General features: G+C 70.4%; 17 protein-coding genes. 13 read left to right on the top strand and 4 right to left on the bottom strand.

Going from position 1 to position 14602, the window contains the following annotated elements; all coding sequences use genetic code 11:
• The first annotated feature begins 13 nt into the window (after positions 1-13).
• Together ACI3KS_RS13770 and ACI3KS_RS13765 are read left to right on the top strand one after the other, a co-directional pair.
• A complete protein-coding gene (locus ACI3KS_RS13770; protein WP_404919109.1) occupies positions 14-1180 on the top strand; it encodes a Na+/H+ antiporter NhaA in 1167 nt (388 codons plus the stop codon).
• 15 nt (positions 1181-1195) lie between these two features.
• Positions 1196-1861, top strand: a complete 666-nt coding sequence (locus ACI3KS_RS13765; protein WP_404919108.1) for a MazG family protein — start codon at positions 1196-1198, stop codon at positions 1859-1861.
• On the opposite strand, the gene ACI3KS_RS13760 is transcribed toward ACI3KS_RS13765, so the two are convergent.
• Positions 1858-3078, bottom strand: a complete 1221-nt coding sequence (locus tag ACI3KS_RS13760) for a multidrug effflux MFS transporter (RefSeq protein ID WP_404919107.1) — start codon at positions 3076-3078, stop codon at positions 1858-1860. The genes ACI3KS_RS13765 and ACI3KS_RS13760 overlap by 4 nt on opposite strands.
• 59 nt (positions 3079-3137) lie before the next feature.
• Between ACI3KS_RS13760 and ACI3KS_RS13755 the strand changes: the two genes are divergently transcribed.
• From ACI3KS_RS13755 to ACI3KS_RS13745, 3 genes are all read left to right on the top strand, one after another.
• On the top strand, positions 3138-3596 hold the full coding sequence (locus ACI3KS_RS13755; RefSeq protein ID WP_404919106.1) for a MarR family winged helix-turn-helix transcriptional regulator: 459 nt from the start codon (positions 3138-3140) through the stop codon (positions 3594-3596).
• Between the two features lie 51 nt (positions 3597-3647).
• Entirely contained in the window at positions 3648-4898 is a 1251-nt protein-coding gene (locus ACI3KS_RS13750; protein WP_404919130.1) for a histidine--tRNA ligase, read from the top strand.
• 177 nt (positions 4899-5075) lie between these two features.
• A complete protein-coding gene (locus ACI3KS_RS13745; RefSeq protein ID WP_404919105.1) occupies positions 5076-5867 on the top strand; it encodes an SGNH/GDSL hydrolase family protein in 792 nt (263 codons plus the stop codon).
• Here the strand turns inward: ACI3KS_RS13745 and ACI3KS_RS13740 are convergent.
• Positions 5848-6336, bottom strand: a complete 489-nt coding sequence (locus ACI3KS_RS13740; RefSeq protein WP_404919104.1) for a VOC family protein — start codon at positions 6334-6336, stop codon at positions 5848-5850. The two genes, ACI3KS_RS13745 and ACI3KS_RS13740, sit on opposite strands and share 20 nt — an antisense overlap.
• Before the next feature lie 74 nt (positions 6337-6410).
• Here ACI3KS_RS13740 and ACI3KS_RS13735 point away from each other — a divergent pair, with 74 nt between their 5' ends.
• A complete protein-coding gene (locus tag ACI3KS_RS13735) occupies positions 6411-7211 on the top strand; it encodes a helix-turn-helix domain-containing protein (RefSeq protein ID WP_404919103.1) in 801 nt (266 codons plus the stop codon).
• Here the strand turns inward: ACI3KS_RS13735 and ACI3KS_RS13730 are convergent.
• Together ACI3KS_RS13730 and ACI3KS_RS13725 are read right to left on the bottom strand one after the other, a co-directional pair.
• Positions 7191-8420 carry an APC family permease gene (locus ACI3KS_RS13730; protein ID WP_404919102.1) on the bottom strand — a complete coding sequence of 410 codons (1230 nt, stop codon included), beginning with the start codon at positions 8418-8420 and terminating at the stop codon, positions 7191-7193. The genes ACI3KS_RS13735 and ACI3KS_RS13730 overlap by 21 nt on opposite strands.
• A gap of 39 nt (positions 8421-8459) precedes the next feature.
• Positions 8460-8933 (bottom strand): PaaI family thioesterase, encoded by a 474-nt coding sequence (locus tag ACI3KS_RS13725; protein WP_404919101.1) that lies wholly within the window; start codon positions 8931-8933, stop codon positions 8460-8462.
• A 99-nt stretch (positions 8934-9032) separates the two neighbouring features.
• On the opposite strand from ACI3KS_RS13725, the gene ACI3KS_RS13720 reads away from it, so the two are divergent.
• The 7 genes from ACI3KS_RS13720 (at position 9033) to ACI3KS_RS13690 (ending at position 14598) form a co-directional block, all read left to right on the top strand.
• Positions 9033-9383, top strand: coding sequence for a GntR family transcriptional regulator (locus tag ACI3KS_RS13720; protein ID WP_404919100.1), 351 nt, complete (start codon positions 9033-9035; stop codon positions 9381-9383).
• Positions 9380-10408: a hypothetical protein gene (locus ACI3KS_RS13715; RefSeq protein WP_404919099.1), complete on the top strand. Its 1029-nt coding sequence runs from the start codon at positions 9380-9382 to the stop codon at positions 10406-10408. The genes ACI3KS_RS13720 and ACI3KS_RS13715 overlap by 4 nt, the downstream gene beginning before the upstream one ends.
• A complete protein-coding gene (locus ACI3KS_RS13710; RefSeq protein ID WP_404919098.1) occupies positions 10405-11355 on the top strand; it encodes a CPBP family intramembrane glutamic endopeptidase in 951 nt (316 codons plus the stop codon). The genes ACI3KS_RS13715 and ACI3KS_RS13710 overlap by 4 nt, the downstream gene beginning before the upstream one ends.
• A 31-nt stretch (positions 11356-11386) precedes the next feature.
• On the top strand, positions 11387-12046 hold the full coding sequence (locus ACI3KS_RS13705; RefSeq protein WP_404919097.1) for an O-methyltransferase: 660 nt from the start codon (positions 11387-11389) through the stop codon (positions 12044-12046).
• Positions 12047-12139: 93 nt separating this feature from the next.
• Entirely contained in the window at positions 12140-13420 is a 1281-nt protein-coding gene (gene eno / locus ACI3KS_RS13700) for a phosphopyruvate hydratase (protein ID WP_404919096.1), read from the top strand.
• 70 nt (positions 13421-13490) lie between these two features.
• The gene (locus ACI3KS_RS13695) at positions 13491-14006 is read left to right on the top strand and encodes a septum formation initiator family protein (protein WP_404919095.1); all 516 of its coding nucleotides are present in this window, start codon (positions 13491-13493) and stop codon (positions 14004-14006) included.
• 58 nt (positions 14007-14064) lie between these two features.
• Entirely contained in the window at positions 14065-14598 is a 534-nt protein-coding gene (locus ACI3KS_RS13690; RefSeq protein WP_404919094.1) for a DUF501 domain-containing protein, read from the top strand.
• The last annotated feature ends 4 nt before the right edge of the window (positions 14599-14602 follow it).

Raw genomic sequence — 14602 nt, 5'->3', positions numbered from 1 at the left:
TAGCATGGAGGCGATGCGCATCTCGGCGAACCCCCTCCGCGGACAGCGGTTCCCGGCTGTCCTGCTGCTCCTCGCTGCGGGGCTCGGACTGCTCCTGGCCAACCTGCCGACGCGCGATGCGGTCTCCGGTGTCCTCGAGACCCACCTGGCGCTTCCCGGCACGGCACTGGACCTGTCGGTGTCGCACTGGATCTCCGACGGCCTGCTCGCCGTCTTCTTCCTCGTCGTCGCGATCGAACTGCGCCACGAGCTCACGCACGGCGAGCTCGACTCCTTCGGCAAAGCGATCCAGCCGGCCGTCGCCGCGACGGGAGGGGTGCTCGTGCCGATCGCGGCGTACCTGCTGATCGCCGGAGGGCCGAGCACGGGGACCGGCTGGCCGATCCCGACCGCGACCGATATCGCGTTCGCACTCGGCGTGCTCGCGATGTTCGGCAGGGGGCTGCCCTCGAATGTCCGCGTGTTCCTGCTGGCCCTGGCGATCCTCGACGACATCATCGGCATCGTCTTCATCGCCGTGCTGTTCGCCCACGACGTGCAGTGGGTCCCGCTGCTGCTCGCTGTCGCAGCCGTCGTCGTCTTCTGGTTGCTGAGCCGCGCCCTGCATGCGGTCGGCCACCCGCTGATCGCGATCGCGATGGCCGTGGTCGGCGTCATGGCCTGGGGGCTCGTCGCCTCGTCCGGCATCCATGCGACGATCGCCGGAGTGGCGCTCGGGCTCGTGATGGCACCGGTTCCGGCGGCACGGATCCGCCATGCCCTCGAACCGATCGTGAACGGCGGCATCCTCCCGCTCTTCGCCTTCACCGCGGCGTTCGTCGTGATCCCCGCCGTCGCGCCGAGTGAGCTGTCGCCGGCGTTCTGGGGCATAGCCGTGGCGCTGCCCGTGGGCAAGATCGCGGGGATCGCCGCGTTCGGCTGGCTCGCGATGCGTCTGCGCCCGCGGGGTGCTGCACCGACGCTCGTCTTCGCCGACCTCCTCGCGGCGGGGGCGCTCGGGGGGATCGGGTTCACGGTCTCGCTGCTGCTCGCGAACCTCGCGTTCGCCGGTGACGCCGGTACCCGGGACCAGGCGATCCTCGGAGTGCTGGTCGGCTCCGCAATCGCGCTGCTGCTCTCGGCCGTTCTCGTGTCGCTGAGGGCAGGATGGTACCGACGGGTCGCCGCGGCGACCTCCTGATGCGAAGGAGCCCCGATGACCGCACCGACCGATCCGCTCCGGCAGGCCGTCGATCCGCTGCGCGCGGCGGCCGAGACCATGCGCGCGGTCCGTGAACGCTGTGTGTGGTCGCAGCGCATCACTCATCGCGACCTCGTCCCGTACCTCATCGAGGAGTCGCACGAGGTGATCGACGCCGTCGAGAACGGCACGCGCGCCGATCTGCGTGAGGAGCTGGGCGATCTGCTGTGGCAGGTGCTGTTCCATTCCGCGATCGCCGCGCAGGACGCCGACGAGCCCTTCGACATCGACGACGTCGCGGCGACGCTCACAGAGAAGATGGTCCGGCGGCATCCGCATGTCTTCGCGGACGCGGTGGCGACGACTCCCGAGGAGGTCCTCGTGCACTGGAACGCGGCCAAAGCGGCGGAGAAGCGCACGCGTCGCAGTGCGTTGGACGGCATCCCGCGCGGCATGCCGGCGCTCGCGCTCGCTCAGAAGATGCTGGGCCGGGTCGGCGAGTCCGCACCTCGTCCTGCGGCGCGGATGACACGTCAGCCCGACTCCGAAGAGCAGCTGGGGGAAGAGCTGCTCGCGCTCGTGTCCCACGCGCGCGAGCGCGGGTGGGACGCGGAGCGCGCCCTCCGCGAGCGCCTGAGGCGGCTCGAGGAGGACGCGACGGCGGCCGAGCGGCGCGGTTAGCGCCGGGCGATGCGGAAGGCGACGGCGGAGATCGCGGTGGCGACGACCATCACGATGCCCAGGGGCAGAGCCGAGTCCTCCCCGCCGATGCTGACCAGGGGCGAGACGACGGCGGCGAGTCCGAACTGCAGCGCGCCGAGCACCGCGGATGCGCTGCCCGCCGCCCCGGGAACGGCGTCGAGGGCGAGCGCGGTCGCGTTGCCGAACACGGTGCCCAGAGAGGCGACGGCGAGGAACACCGCGACGCCGAGCGTCCAGGCGGGCGCCGCGATCAAGGCCAGCACGAGGAAGCCGACGGCGCCCACAGCGACCCCGCCGAGGCCGATCGCGATGAGTCGGCGCGGATGCACCCGCTCCACGAGCTTCGCCGAGACCGCGCTCGATACCATCAGCGCCAGGGCGTTCACGCCGAAGAGCAGACCGTACTGCAGTTCGTTCACGCCCATGAGTGACTGGTAGAGGAACGGCGAGGCCGAGATGTAGGCCATCATCACGGTGAACGCGAAGGCGAACGTGAGGGTGTAGCCGATGTAGTCGCGCGAGAGCAGAGCGCGCAGCGGGGAACCCGCGGACCGCTTCAGCAGAGCCAGCTCCTCACGGCGCGAGCGGGGGAGCGACTCGCGGATGCCGAACGAGACGGCCACGAGCATGAGCACCGCGATGCCGAGGACGACCGCCAGCACGCCGCGCCAGCCCAGGGGCGCGGTGATCGCCCCGCCGACCAGGGGAGCCACGACGGGGGCGACGCCGCCGACGATCATCATGAGGCTCATGGCCCTGGCCACCGCGGGTCCGGTCGCGAGGTCCGAGATCACCGCGCGACCGAGGACCATCCCCGCGGCCCCCGACAGCCCCTGCAGCAGGCGAGCCGCGATCAGGACCTCGAGAGTCGGCGCGAAGATGGTCGCCACGCTCGAGGCGACGAAGACGAGGGCACCGATGAGAAGGGGGAGGCGACGGCCGACCCGATCCGAGAGCGGGCCGAACACGAGCTGCCCCAGCGCGACGCCGATGAGGAAGGCGGTGAGCGTGAGCTGCACCCCGGTCGCGTCGGTGCCGAGCTCCGCGGCCATCACAGGGAACGCGGGCAGATACAGATCGGTTGCGAAGGGCGCCACCGCGGAGAGCAGGGCGAGGATCGCCAGGAGCCCGGCCGTGATCGCCGAGCGGTTCGTCGTGGGAAGAGAGTCTGTCGAGGGAGAGGAAGTCGTCGTCACAATATGTCTATAGTAATAGAACTAGAACTACTTTTCCGAATCGGACCTACGATGGGCGGGTGAGCATCGACGAGGAGGCGCGGAGCGAGGAGAGGCTGGCCGACCTCGCCGATGTCGTGCTGGCTCTCGCAAGAGAGCTCGACTTCCGGCATCCGACCGAGGGCGTCGTCCCGCTGACGGTCAACGAGCGGCTCGCACTCAGAGCACTCGATCGGGAGGGCGAGAGTGCTCCGAGCGCCCTCGCCGCTCGCCTCGGTCTGCAGAGGTCGAATCTCTCCACCGCGCTGCGCGGGCTCGAGAACAAGGGCCTGATCACCCGCGTGCACGAAGGCGTGGACGGGCGGGGAGTCGTGGTGCGCCCCACGGAGCAGTCGAGTGCCAACCTCGCCCGGCTGCGTGCGCACTGGGCGACGACCCTTTCGGGCGCGCTTCCTTCCGGCGCCGACATCGAGACGGCCGTGCGGCTGCTGCGCGCGGCATCGGACGCCCTCGTCGACGATCGCCGGGCCGAGGACTGACGCGCGACCTGGGAAGATGGTCGGGTGGCTACTGTGAACCCGCCGCGCGGCATGCGCGACATCCTCCCCGCTGACAAGGCCCGCCGTGAGCGGGTGCTCTCCGTCATCCGCGACCGCTATCGCTCGCACGGATTCGACGAGATCGAGACACCGGCGCTCGAGGAGTACTCGCGGCTGCATGCGGGGATCGGCGGCGACAACGAGAAGCTCGCCTACAACGTGCTGCGCCGAGGGCTCGATGCCGACACGGTCCGCGGGGCTGCGGACGATCCCGCCGCTCTCGCCGACCTCGGCCTTCGGTACGACCTCACCGTCCCGCTGGCCCGCTTCTACGCGAGCAACCGCGCACAGCTCCCCGGCGTGTTCCGTGCCATCCAGATCGGCCCGGTCTGGCGCGCCGAGCGCCCGCAGAAGGGGCGCTACCGGCAGTTCGTGCAGTGCGACATCGACGTGATCGGCGACGACTCCTCGCGGGCCGAAGCGGAGCTGCTGGTCGCCTCGCTCGACGCGCTCGACGCGCTCGGGCTCGAGGGGGCGACGGTGCGCATCAACGATCGCCGCGTGCTCGACTGGATGCTGGAGAGCTTCGGCTTCTCGGTCGACGAGCGCCCCGGGGTGCTGATCACGATCGACAAGCTCGACAAGATCGGTCCTGAGGGCGTCGCCGCAGAACTTCGCGAGCGCTCGGCCACGGGCACCGCGGTCGATGCGTTCGAGGCGTTCCTGACTCGTCCGCAGACCAGGGAGTTCCACCCCTACGGAGAGCGGCAGATCCGCAAGGCGCTGCCCGAGGCGGCGCCGGACGACATCGTCGCGCACCTCGTCGGCATCGGCGAAGCGGTCGCGGCAGGACGCGGCAGCGATGAGGTCCCTCTGGCCTTCGACCCGTTCCTCGTCCGTGGCATGGGCTACTACACGGGCACGATCGTCGAACTCGCGCATCCCTCGGTGGGCTACTCGCTCGGCGGCGGCGGACGCTACGACGGAATGATCGGCCGGTTCCTCGGCCAACAGGTGCCCGCCGTCGGCTTCTCGCTCGGGTTCGAGCGTCTCGTCGACCTGGTCACGGCAGAGACGGATGCCGTGTCGCGCGCTGTCGTGCTCATCCACGACGCCGACGTCCCGGTCGGCGAGCTCGTCGCGCACAAGACCGCTCTCGTCGCCGACGGCGCACGGGTGCGTCTCGAGCGGCGGACGAAGAACCTCAAGGCATTGCTCGAGCGCTCGGCGGCAGACGGCTATACGTCGTTCGCGACCGTGTCGGCGGGAGCGGATGCTCTGGAGCTCAAGCCGCTCTCCTGAGTCCGCCTGCGCGACGTCTCGTCACTTCGATTCGCTGCGCTCTTCGCTCAACGACCCGGCAGCCCTGGTCGTTGAGCGAGCGCAGCGAGACCCCTGGTCGTTGAGCGAGCGCAGCGAGACGAAACGCCCTACCGTCGAGTTCACGATGCGTTCACGCGGATAGGGTCGAATCGACGCGTGAGCCGCATCCGTCTTCTCACCCTGCTCGTCGTCGGCATCACCGCGTCCGCTGTCGGCGCGCGCGTGCTGCTGACCCGACAGGCGGCGATCGCTCGACGCCGCATCGGAAAGCCGCTGGGGGAGGACTCCGTCGACGCCGACCGCGTCTGGCGCCGAGCACTGGAGGGCGAGCCCCTCGAGCTGCTGCTGCTCGGCGACTCGCTCGCGGCGGGGCTCGGCGCCCAGACCCGCAAGCAGACGCTCGGCGGGCGCCTCGCGAAGACGCTCGGTGCGCGCATCCGCCGACCCGTCCGGCTGCGCACCGGCGCCGTGGTCGGCTCGGAGTCCTCCGACCTCGCGGCTCAGCTCGACGGGCTTCCGACGGACTACCTTCCCGATGTGGCCGTGATCGTCGTCGGCGGGAACGACGTCACGCATCGCATTCCGGTGGCGACCTCGGCGACATACCTGCGAGAGGCGATCGAGAGGCTGCGAGAGCGCGGGGCGCAGGTGGTCGTCGGGACCTGCCCCGACCTCGGTGCGCTGCGCCCGGTGCCGCAGCCGCTGCGTCGCCTGGCGGCGAGCATGTCGCGGCGACTGGCCGAGGCGCAGGCGGACACCGCGCGGGCGACCGGTGCGGAACCGGTCGACCTGCGCCGCGCCGTCGGGCCGATGTTCTTCGACGAGCCGGAGGCGATGTTCAGCATGGACCGCTTCCACCCGAGTCCGCTCGGCTATCGCCGCACCGCGGAGGCGCTCCTTCCCGCGGCGAGCCGTGCGGCGGAACGGGTCACTCCGCGCCTGCGCTGAACGAGGCCGCCCATTCCGCGACGCGGCGCGCGCTCTCCTCTTCCGAGATGTCCTCGACCCTCGTCATCACCGACCAGCGGACGCCGAACGGGTCGCGGATGCTCGCGTAGCGGTCGCCCGAGACGAAGTCCGACGGCGCCTCGCGTACGGTCGAGCCCGCGGCCACCGCCTTCTCGACGACGGCGTCGACATCGGGAACGTAGAGGCCCAGGGAGTAGCAGTCGTCGTCGCCTTCGGGCGCGGGGACCAGGTGGTACTGCGGGTTCGGCTCGCCGATCTGCAGCAGCCCGAGACCGAAGTCGAGGTCCGCGTGCACGACGACCCCGTCGAACTCGGTGATGTCGACGACCCGAGCGCCGAACACGTCCCGGTAGAACTCGATGGCCTGCGTCGCGCGGGGAATGGCCAGGAAGGGCGTGAGCGAGGTCGCGCCGTTCGGGCGACCATCTGTGGTGTGAATGCCTGTCATGACTCCGAGGTTAGGAACGCGATGCCGCCCGCGCTTGAAGATCTGCGACAGGTTCCGCTGCCTAGGCTGGTGGAATGGTCGACCCCACCCGCGGTGTGCTCTATCCCGGTCGCCTCCCGCTGCTCCATCGGCTGCCGGCGGATGAGGAGGCGCGTGACCTCATCGCGTGGTTCTGGGTCCCCGAGTGGGATCTCGAACCCGGGATCGTCTCCCGCCAGCACGTCGTCGGGTATCCGGCGCTCAACCTCGTCGTGGAGCCCGAGGGGGTGACCCTCAGCGGCGCGACGTCGATCGCCACGCACCGGGATCTGGAAGGACGCGGATGGGCGGTCGGCGCTCTTCTCCGGCCGGCGGCCGTCCGGACGCTGACCGAGGCACCGGCCGAGCTCGTCGATCGTGAGATCGCGCTCGCCGCCCCCGAACTGCACACGGCGGTCGTCGCGGCGATGACGACCGACCCCGAGCGTCATCGCCGCGCCACACGTGTCGTCGCGGACTGGCTCCGGCTCCGGAGCGGGCCCATCACGGATGCCGCTCGGCAGGCGAATGCCATGGTGGACGCGCTGGTCGGCGAGGACGCCGCGCGTTCACCGGAGGAGGCGGCGTCGCGCCTCGCCGTGTCTGTGCGCACGCTGCAACGGCTCGCCCACCGGTACGTCGGGGTGGCTCCCGCGGCCATGATCCGCCGACGGCGGCTGCAGGACGCCGCCGACCGACTGCGTGCCGATCCCCGGCAGGACCTCGCCGCGCTCGCCGCGGAGCTGGGCTACGCCGACCACGCCCACCTCTCGAGGGACTTCACGGCCGTGCTCGGGATCGCCCCGAGCGCGTACCGGGTCGTCCCCGCAGGCCGATCAGGCGTGCGCGAGTCGTAGGCGCAGGGCTCGAGCGGCGATGCCGAGCACGACCGCACCTGTTCCCACCAGAGAGGCGAGCACCGGGAGAGTGCTCACGAGCAGCAGGCAGCCGAGAGCCCCCGCGACCTGCAGCGCCCGCGGGTATCGCCGCGCCTCGCCGTGCTGACGGAACGCCGCCGCGTTCGCGATCAGGTAGTAGAGCAGCACTCCGAAAGACGAGAACCCGATCGCATCGCGGACGTCGGCGACCAGAACGATCCCGATCACGATCACGGCGATCGTGATCTCCGCGCGTCGAGGGACCTGCCATCGATCGTCGATCGCCGCCAGGAACCTCGGAAGGTCCGACTCGCGCGCCATCGCGAGGGTCGTCCGGCCGATGCCGGTCAGGAGCGCCAGCAGCGCTCCCAGCGATGCGGCTGCGGCCGCGACCCGCACCACCGGAGCGACGGCATCCCATCCGGCTGCGGCGACGACGTCGGCGAGGGGTGCCGGGCTCGACACAGCACCCGCTCCCAGAACGCCGACGACGGTCAGTGCGACGATCGCGTAGACGGCGACGGCGCCGCCGAGCGCCACGACGATCGCGCGCGGGATGGTGCGCGCGGGGTCGACGACTTCTTCGCCCATGGTCGCGATGCGCGCATACCCCGCGAACGCGAAGAAGAGCAGCCCCGCTCCTTGGAGCACGCCGTAGGCGGTGGCATCCGGCAGGGGTGCGGCAGACGCCGCGTCGTTCGAGACCGCACCCGCGGCGACGACGGTGGCGAGACCCAGCAGGGAGACCACGACGAGGATCCGCGTGAGCAGCGCCGTGCGGGTCACGCCGACGCAGTTCACCGCGCAGAGCGCGGCGACGGCGAGCACTGCCACCGGGGTCTGCCAGCCATCAGGAGCGGCGTAGGCGGCGAACGTCATCGCCATGGCCGCGCAGCTCGCGATCTTGCCGATCACGAAGCACCACCCCGCGATGTAGCCGGACCACGGCCCGATCTCGGCCCGCGCGTAGGCGTAGGTGCCACCGGCCACCGGATGCGCTGCGGCGAGCTGCGCCGAGGAGGTGGCGTTGCAATAGGCGACGACGGCCGCGATCGCCAGCGCGATGGGCAGGCCGCTGCCCGCGACGGCGATGGCGGGGCCCCAGACCGCGAACACGCCCGCGCCGATCATCGATCCCAGACCGATCGCGACGGCATCGCGGAGCGTCAGTCGTCGGGCGAGAGGCATGCATCGATTCTGGCGCGGCGAGGTGAACGCGCGGTGACGTCACGAGTCTCGCGCCGACGTCACCCGTCTCTTCTCGCGGATGTACACCTCGCGACGCACCTTCGCGACGACATCGCCGTCGCGATCGGTGATGATCGTCTCGAACCATTCGAGCACCTTGGCCCCGCCCTGCGCACGCTGTCGGATCTCGGCTGCGCGCTCCCGGCTGACGACGAACTCGGCGGTGAGAACGCCGCGGCACGGTTTGAGGAACTCGATCTCGCCCTTGGTGTCCCAGACCACGTAGTCGCGCCCGAGCTGGTGCATCACGAGCATGAAGAAGTACGGGTCGGTCATGGCCGACATCGAGCCGCCGAATGCGGTCTTCACGTAGTTGCGCGTGAACACGTTCACGTGGAGCTCGACGGTCGCCGTCGTCCAGTCGTCGGCGAATCGCCGTACCCGGATGCCGCTGAACAGGTTCGGGATCCACAGACTCATGCCGATCGCGAGTCGTCGAGGTGTGATGCGCATGATCCCAGTGTCCCGGCCGAGGGGGTGTGAAGGAATTCGGTACCAGAGACTGCACAATTGTTCTATTTGAAATAGAATAACTAGAACTAGGAGGTGGGAATGCTGATCAGGATCGACGCCGACAGTTCACGACCGCTGTTCGAGCAGGTCGCCGCCTCGGTTCGTGCGGACGTGCTCACCGGACGGCTCGGGCCGGGAGATCGCCTGCCGGCGGCGAAGGAACTGGCAGGCGCGCTCGAGATCAACCTTCACACGGTGCTGCGCGCGTACCAGCAGCTCCGTGATGAGGGCCTCGTCGACCTCCGCCGGGGGCGCGGTGCCGTCGTCTCGGCATCCGCCGCTCCGCTCGCCGAACTGTCCCACGACATCGCGGCGCTCGTCGCCCGCGCTGCCGCGTTGGGGCTCTCACCCGACACTCTGGCCGCTCTCGTGAAGGAGACCCCCGTATGAACGCCGACGCACGTCGCGCCCGCACCGCCTACATCTGGGTAGGGGTGATCGCGCCCCTGGTGATCCTGCTGCTGTCCGCGGTCGTGGTCGCGGCCTGGCTGCCGTCCATTCCGGAGCCTGCGGCGATCCACTGGGGCCCCGGCGGCGTCGATGGATTCGGCCCGGGGTGGACCTACCTCGTGATCGGGCTCGGGCTCGGGGGAGCCATCATCCTGATCTCGGCGTTCTCGGTCTTCGCGGGGGAGCGGCCCCGTCGTTCGCGGCCCGTCGCCGCAGAGGCACGAGGATGGTCGGCGACTTCGCGCTTCATCGGAGCGACCATGCTCGGTCTGTCCGTCATGCTCGCGCTGCTGTCGCTCCTCGGCGTCGGCGTGCAACGCGGACTCGCCGATGCGGCCGATGCTCCGGACATCACGCCGTGGGTGCTGCTGGGGCTGGCGCTCATGGCGGGCGTCGCGGCGCTCGGCTGGTTCCTGCAGCCGGATGGACGCGTGGCCTCGGGTGAGGGCACATCGCCCGCGCCCCTGGCGCTCGCCGACTCCGAGCGGGCGGTGTGGATGGGTACGGTGTCGACCGCGACCGGCGGTCGGATCGTGCTGGGGATCAGCGTGTTCGTCATGTTCGGCCTGACCGTGGTGCTCGCCGCGACGGGCTCGTCGGTGTGGTGGCTGACGGGCGTCCTCGCGATCGTGCTCGCGCTGCTGACGGCGACGATGCTCGTGTTCCGCGTCCGAGTGACCGCGGACGGTCTTCAGGTGCGATCGGTGGCGGGCTGGCCGCGATTCACGATCCCGGCGGACAGGGTCGCCTCGGTGAGCGTGGTCGATGTGAACCCGTTCGCCGAGTTCGGCGGGTGGGGATATCGCATCGGCACGGACGGGCGACGCGGCGTCGTGCTCCGCTCCGGCGAGGCGCTGCAGGTCGCCCAGCGCAACGGCAAGGTCTTCGTCGTCACCGTCGATGACGCCCGGTCCGCGGCATCGCTCCTCGCGGCGTCGGCCGACAGCGCGGGAGGTGCAGCATGAGTGTTCGCATCCGACCGATGGTGACGATCGCCTTCGTGGTCCTGGCCTGCGGGCTGGCCTGGCTCGTCGCACTCCCGCTCTGGCTCGGACGAGGTCTCGCCGAGCCGATCGCAGGTCTCCTGCTGCCGGTGATGATGCTCACACCGGCGATCGCGGCGATCATCGTCACCTTCGCGACCCGCGTGCCTGGTGCGGGGGACCGCGCGCGCTTCCTCGGTCTCTGGCCGCTGCGACCGGCCAAGCGGGTCGTGTGGCTGATGGTCGTCGGCTGGCTCGTGCCGCCCGTGCTCGTCGCCGCCTGCGTCCTGGTCGCCGCGGCTCTCGGTTTCGTCGAGCTCGATCTCGCCTTCGGCGGGTTCGCCGCCGAGATCGAGCGCGCCGTGCCGCCGGGCACACCGCTGCCGCCGGTCGAGGTCCTCGTGATCGCCCAGCTCGCGATGCTGCCGCTCGGCGCGCTGTTCAACAGCCTGCTGGCTTTCGGTGAAGAGCTGGGATGGCGGGGATGGCTGCTGCCCGCGCTCCGCCCGCTCGGCACCTGGCCCGCGCTTATCCTGAGCGGTGCGATCTGGGGGCTCTGGCACAGCCCGGTCATCCTCCTGGGGTACAACTTCGGCCGCACCGACATCACCGGCGTCCTGTTCATGGTCGCCGGGTGCATCGCGTGGGGCGTGCTGCTCGGATGGCTGCGCCTGCGCTCGGGATCCGTCTGGCCCGCGGTGCTCGCGCACGGATCGCTGAACGCCGCCGCAGGTCTCATCCTCCTGGTGGCCGCGTCCCAGCCCGACCTCGCGCTCGCCGGCCCGCTCGGTGTCGCCGGTTGGATCGTCGCGGCGGTCGTCGTCGCGGTACTCCTGGCGACCGGCCAGTTCCGCCGCCAGCCCGCGCTCGCCGCGTCGCGGGGCACGGATGCCGGGGCCTCCGGGCCGGGTGAATCCTCGGCCCCTTGACGCCTCGGAAGGCGCGGGGTTGGCTGAGCACATGGACTCGACACCTGACACCTGGGCCGCAGCGGACGTCTTCCTCGTCGACACGCTCGTCGGTCACGACCCCGCCCTCGAAGCGGCGCTCGCCGCGCAACGTGAGGCGGGACTGCCCGAGATCGAGGTCGCGCCGGTCGGCGGGAAGCTGCTGAACCTGCTGACACGCATCAGCGGCGCTCGCCGGGTGCTCGAGATCGGGACGCTCGGTGGCTACTCGACGATCTGGTTGGCGCGGGGCGTCGGAGAGCAGGGGCGTGTGGTGACCGTGGAGGCGGAGGCGGACAACGCCGCCGTGGCGCGGTCCAACGTCGACGCCGCAGGCGTCGGTGACCGCGTCGACATCCGGATCGGGCGTGGCGCCGACGTGCTGCCGACGCTCGTCGGCGGGTTCGACTTCGTCTTCATCGATGCCGACAAGGAGTCCAACACGATCTACCTCGACTGGGCGGCGAAGCTCGGTCATCCCGGAACGGTGATCGTTCTCGACAACATCGGACGTGAGGGGGAGATCGTGCGGGTGGACTCCACGGATCCCAAGGTGGTCGGCACCCGGGACGGGCTGCGGATGCTGGGGGAGGACCCCCGCTTCGATGCGACCGCTCTGCAGACGGTCGGAGTCAAGGGGTGGGACGGCGTCGCGCTCGCGGTGGTGGTCTGACCCCGACAACGGGGGTGTCGAGCGCGCGGGCTAGACTGGGGCGCGGATCGACGACGCTCCACACAACCTTTTCTCTGAGCAAGGAGCACATCAGTGGCACTGATCGAGGCTGTAGGCGCACGCGAGATTCTCGACTCGCGTGGAAACCCGACCGTCGAGGTGGAGGTGCTCCTCGATGACGGCGTCGTCCAGCGGGCGGCCGTCCCCTCCGGCGCATCCACGGGTGCCTTCGAGGCGTACGAGCTGCGCGACGGAGACAAGAGCCGTTACGGCGGCAAGGGCGTGCTCAAGGCCGTCTCCGCCATCATCGATGAGCTGGGCCCGGCGATCGAGGGCGTCGAGGCGAGCGAGCAGCGCATCGTCGACGAGATCCTCACCGAGACCGACGGCACCGAGAACAAGTCGCGCACCGGTGCCAACGCCATCCTCGGCGTGAGCCTCGCCGTGGCCAAGGCCGCCGCCGACTCGGCCGACCTCCCGCTGTTCCGCTACCTCGGTGGACCGAACGCGCACCTGCTGCCCGTTCCGCTGTTCAACGTCATCAACGGCGGCGAGCACGCGGACAACGGCATCGACATGCAGGAGTTCTTCCTCGCTCCGATCGGCGCCGACACGTACTCGGAGTCGCTCCGCTGGGGCGTCGAGACCTACCACGTGCTGCGCAGCGAGCTGAAGGCCGCGGGCTACGCCACGGGCCTCGGTGATGAGGGCGGCTTCGCCCCCGACCTGCCCAGCAACCGCGAGGGCCTCGAGTTCCTCATCAAGGCGATCGAGAAGGCCGGTTTCACCCCCGGCAAGGACATCGCCCTCGGTCTCGACGTCGCCGCGACCGAGTTCTTCACCGACGGCGTGTACCGCCTCGACAACAAGGACTGGACCGGCCCCGAGCTGATCGAGTACTACCAGGGCCTGGTCAACGACTTCCCGATCGTCACGATCGAGGATGCTCTCGCCGAGGACGACTGGGACAACTGGAAGCTCCTCACCGAGGCACTCGGTTCCAAGGTGCAGCTCGTCGGCGACGACCTGTTCGTCACCAACCCGCAGCGCCTCGCGGACGGCATCCAGCGCGGTGTCGCGAACTCACTCCTGGTCAAGGTCAACCAGATCGGCACCCTGACCGAGACCTTCGACGCGGTCAGCCTCGCTCAGCGCTCGGGCTACACCGCGATGCTGTCGCACCGTTCGGGCGAGACCGAGGACACCACGATCGCCGACCTCGCCGTCGCCACCAACGCAGGTCAGATCAAGACGGGTGCGCCGGCCCGCTCCGAGCGCGTCGCGAAGTACAACCAGCTGCTGCGCATCGAGGAGGAACTCGGCGACGCCGCGGTCTTCGCCGGTCGCTCGGCGTTCCCGCGCTTCAGCGCCTGAGCGTCTGACGCGCACCCAGTACTGAGATAACGACGGAGCCGCCCTGCAGCGGCCGGCGGAGGAGGAGCCCATGGCGCGACGTCCGGCTCCTCCTTCGCCGTCTCCACGCGGGCAGATCACCGAGCCGCGCTCCGGCTCAGGAACGGCCGCGCGGCGCGTCGACGTCCGTGAATGGGCATCCGGCATCCGGCTCTCCGCATTCTCGGTCATCATGCTCTCGCTCGTTGTTCTCGGCGCCTGGGTGCTCGTGCCGACGCTGGGCACGTTCATCGACCAGCGGCAGAAGATCGCCGCTCTCGAGTCGTCGATCCAGGTGTCCGAAGACCGGATCGCCGCCCTCGAGGACGAGCGCGAGCGCTGGAAGGATCCGGCGTACATCACGACACAGGCGCGGGAGCGCCTCTACTACGTCAAGCCCGGTGAGGTCGTCTACCTCGTGGACAACGACCTCGACCCCGCGGCTCTGCCGCAGGAGCAGACCGCCGTGAGCGACGATCTGGAGGAACGGCCCGCTGACTGGATGCAACAGTTGCTGCGCTCGGTGGCGGCCGCGGGTCTCAGCCAGAACGCGGTCCCGGCGGAGTGACGCGCCCGACGCGTCGGCGTCCAGCTTCCGCTCCGTCGCACTCCCGTACCCTGGGAGGGTGACCACGCCCCCCTTCGCCGCGCCCACTCCCGCCGAACTCGCCGTCGTCTCGGCGCAGCTGGGGCGTCCCGCGCGGGGGGTGGTCGGTATCGCCGCCCGCTGTGTGTGCGGCAACCCGACCGTCGTCGCGACCACACCACGGCTGCCCGACGGGACGCCGTTCCCCACGTTCTACTACCTGACGCATCCCGCCGCCACCGCCGCCATGTCGACCCTCGAGGCCACACAGGTGATGCCCGAACTCGCGGCGCGACTCGATGACGCGGACACCGCGGCGGCGTATCTGGCGGCGCATGAGGCGTACCTCGCGGATCGCCGGCAGTTCGGCGAGGTCGCCGAGATCGACGGCATCTCCGCGGGCGGTATGCCCACACGGGTGAAGTGCCTGCACGCTCTCGCCGGACACGCCCTCGCGGCGGGTCCGGGAGTGAACCCGATCGGCGACGAGGCGTTGTCCCGTTCGAGCTGGAGCCCGGACCAGTGCCGGTGCGAGGACCCGGGCGCCGCGTTGCGCCCAGCCCCGGCGGCATGAGGCC

The organism is Microbacterium sp. ZW T5_45, from assembly GCF_044987415.1.
In the GTDB taxonomy this organism is placed as follows: domain Bacteria; phylum Actinomycetota; class Actinomycetes; order Actinomycetales; family Microbacteriaceae; genus Microbacterium.
Note: the sequence above shows the minus strand (reverse complement) of the source record. Positions and strands in the feature narration are given on the sequence as shown.

Bases quoted from the DNA above. Each gene is read 5' to 3' on its own strand.
- ACI3KS_RS13735 (WP_404919103.1), top strand. From the start codon at position 6,411: ATGGTCGACCCCACCCGCGGTGTGCTCTATCCCGGTCGCCTCCCGCTG.
- ACI3KS_RS13710 (WP_404919098.1), top strand. From the start codon at position 10,405: ATGAGTGTTCGCATCCGACCGATGGTGACGATCGCCTTCGTGGTCCTG.
- ACI3KS_RS13770 (WP_404919109.1), top strand. From the start codon at position 14: ATGCGCATCTCGGCGAACCCCCTCCGCGGACAGCGGTTCCCGGCTGTC.
- ACI3KS_RS13705 (WP_404919097.1), top strand. From the start codon at position 11,387: ATGGACTCGACACCTGACACCTGGGCCGCAGCGGACGTCTTCCTCGTC.
- ACI3KS_RS13740 (WP_404919104.1), bottom strand. From the start codon at position 6,336: ATGACAGGCATTCACACCACAGATGGTCGCCCGAACGGCGCGACCTCG.
- ACI3KS_RS13725 (WP_404919101.1), bottom strand. From the start codon at position 8,933: ATGCGCATCACACCTCGACGACTCGCGATCGGCATGAGTCTGTGGATC.
- ACI3KS_RS13750 (WP_404919130.1), top strand. From the start codon at position 3,648: ATGCGCGACATCCTCCCCGCTGACAAGGCCCGCCGTGAGCGGGTGCTC.
- ACI3KS_RS13715 (WP_404919099.1), top strand. From the start codon at position 9,380: ATGAACGCCGACGCACGTCGCGCCCGCACCGCCTACATCTGGGTAGGG.
- ACI3KS_RS13720 (WP_404919100.1), top strand. From the start codon at position 9,033: ATGCTGATCAGGATCGACGCCGACAGTTCACGACCGCTGTTCGAGCAG.
- ACI3KS_RS13730 (WP_404919102.1), bottom strand. From the start codon at position 8,420: ATGCCTCTCGCCCGACGACTGACGCTCCGCGATGCCGTCGCGATCGGT.
- ACI3KS_RS13695 (WP_404919095.1), top strand. From the start codon at position 13,491: ATGGCGCGACGTCCGGCTCCTCCTTCGCCGTCTCCACGCGGGCAGATC.
- ACI3KS_RS13765 (WP_404919108.1), top strand. From the start codon at position 1,196: ATGACCGCACCGACCGATCCGCTCCGGCAGGCCGTCGATCCGCTGCGC.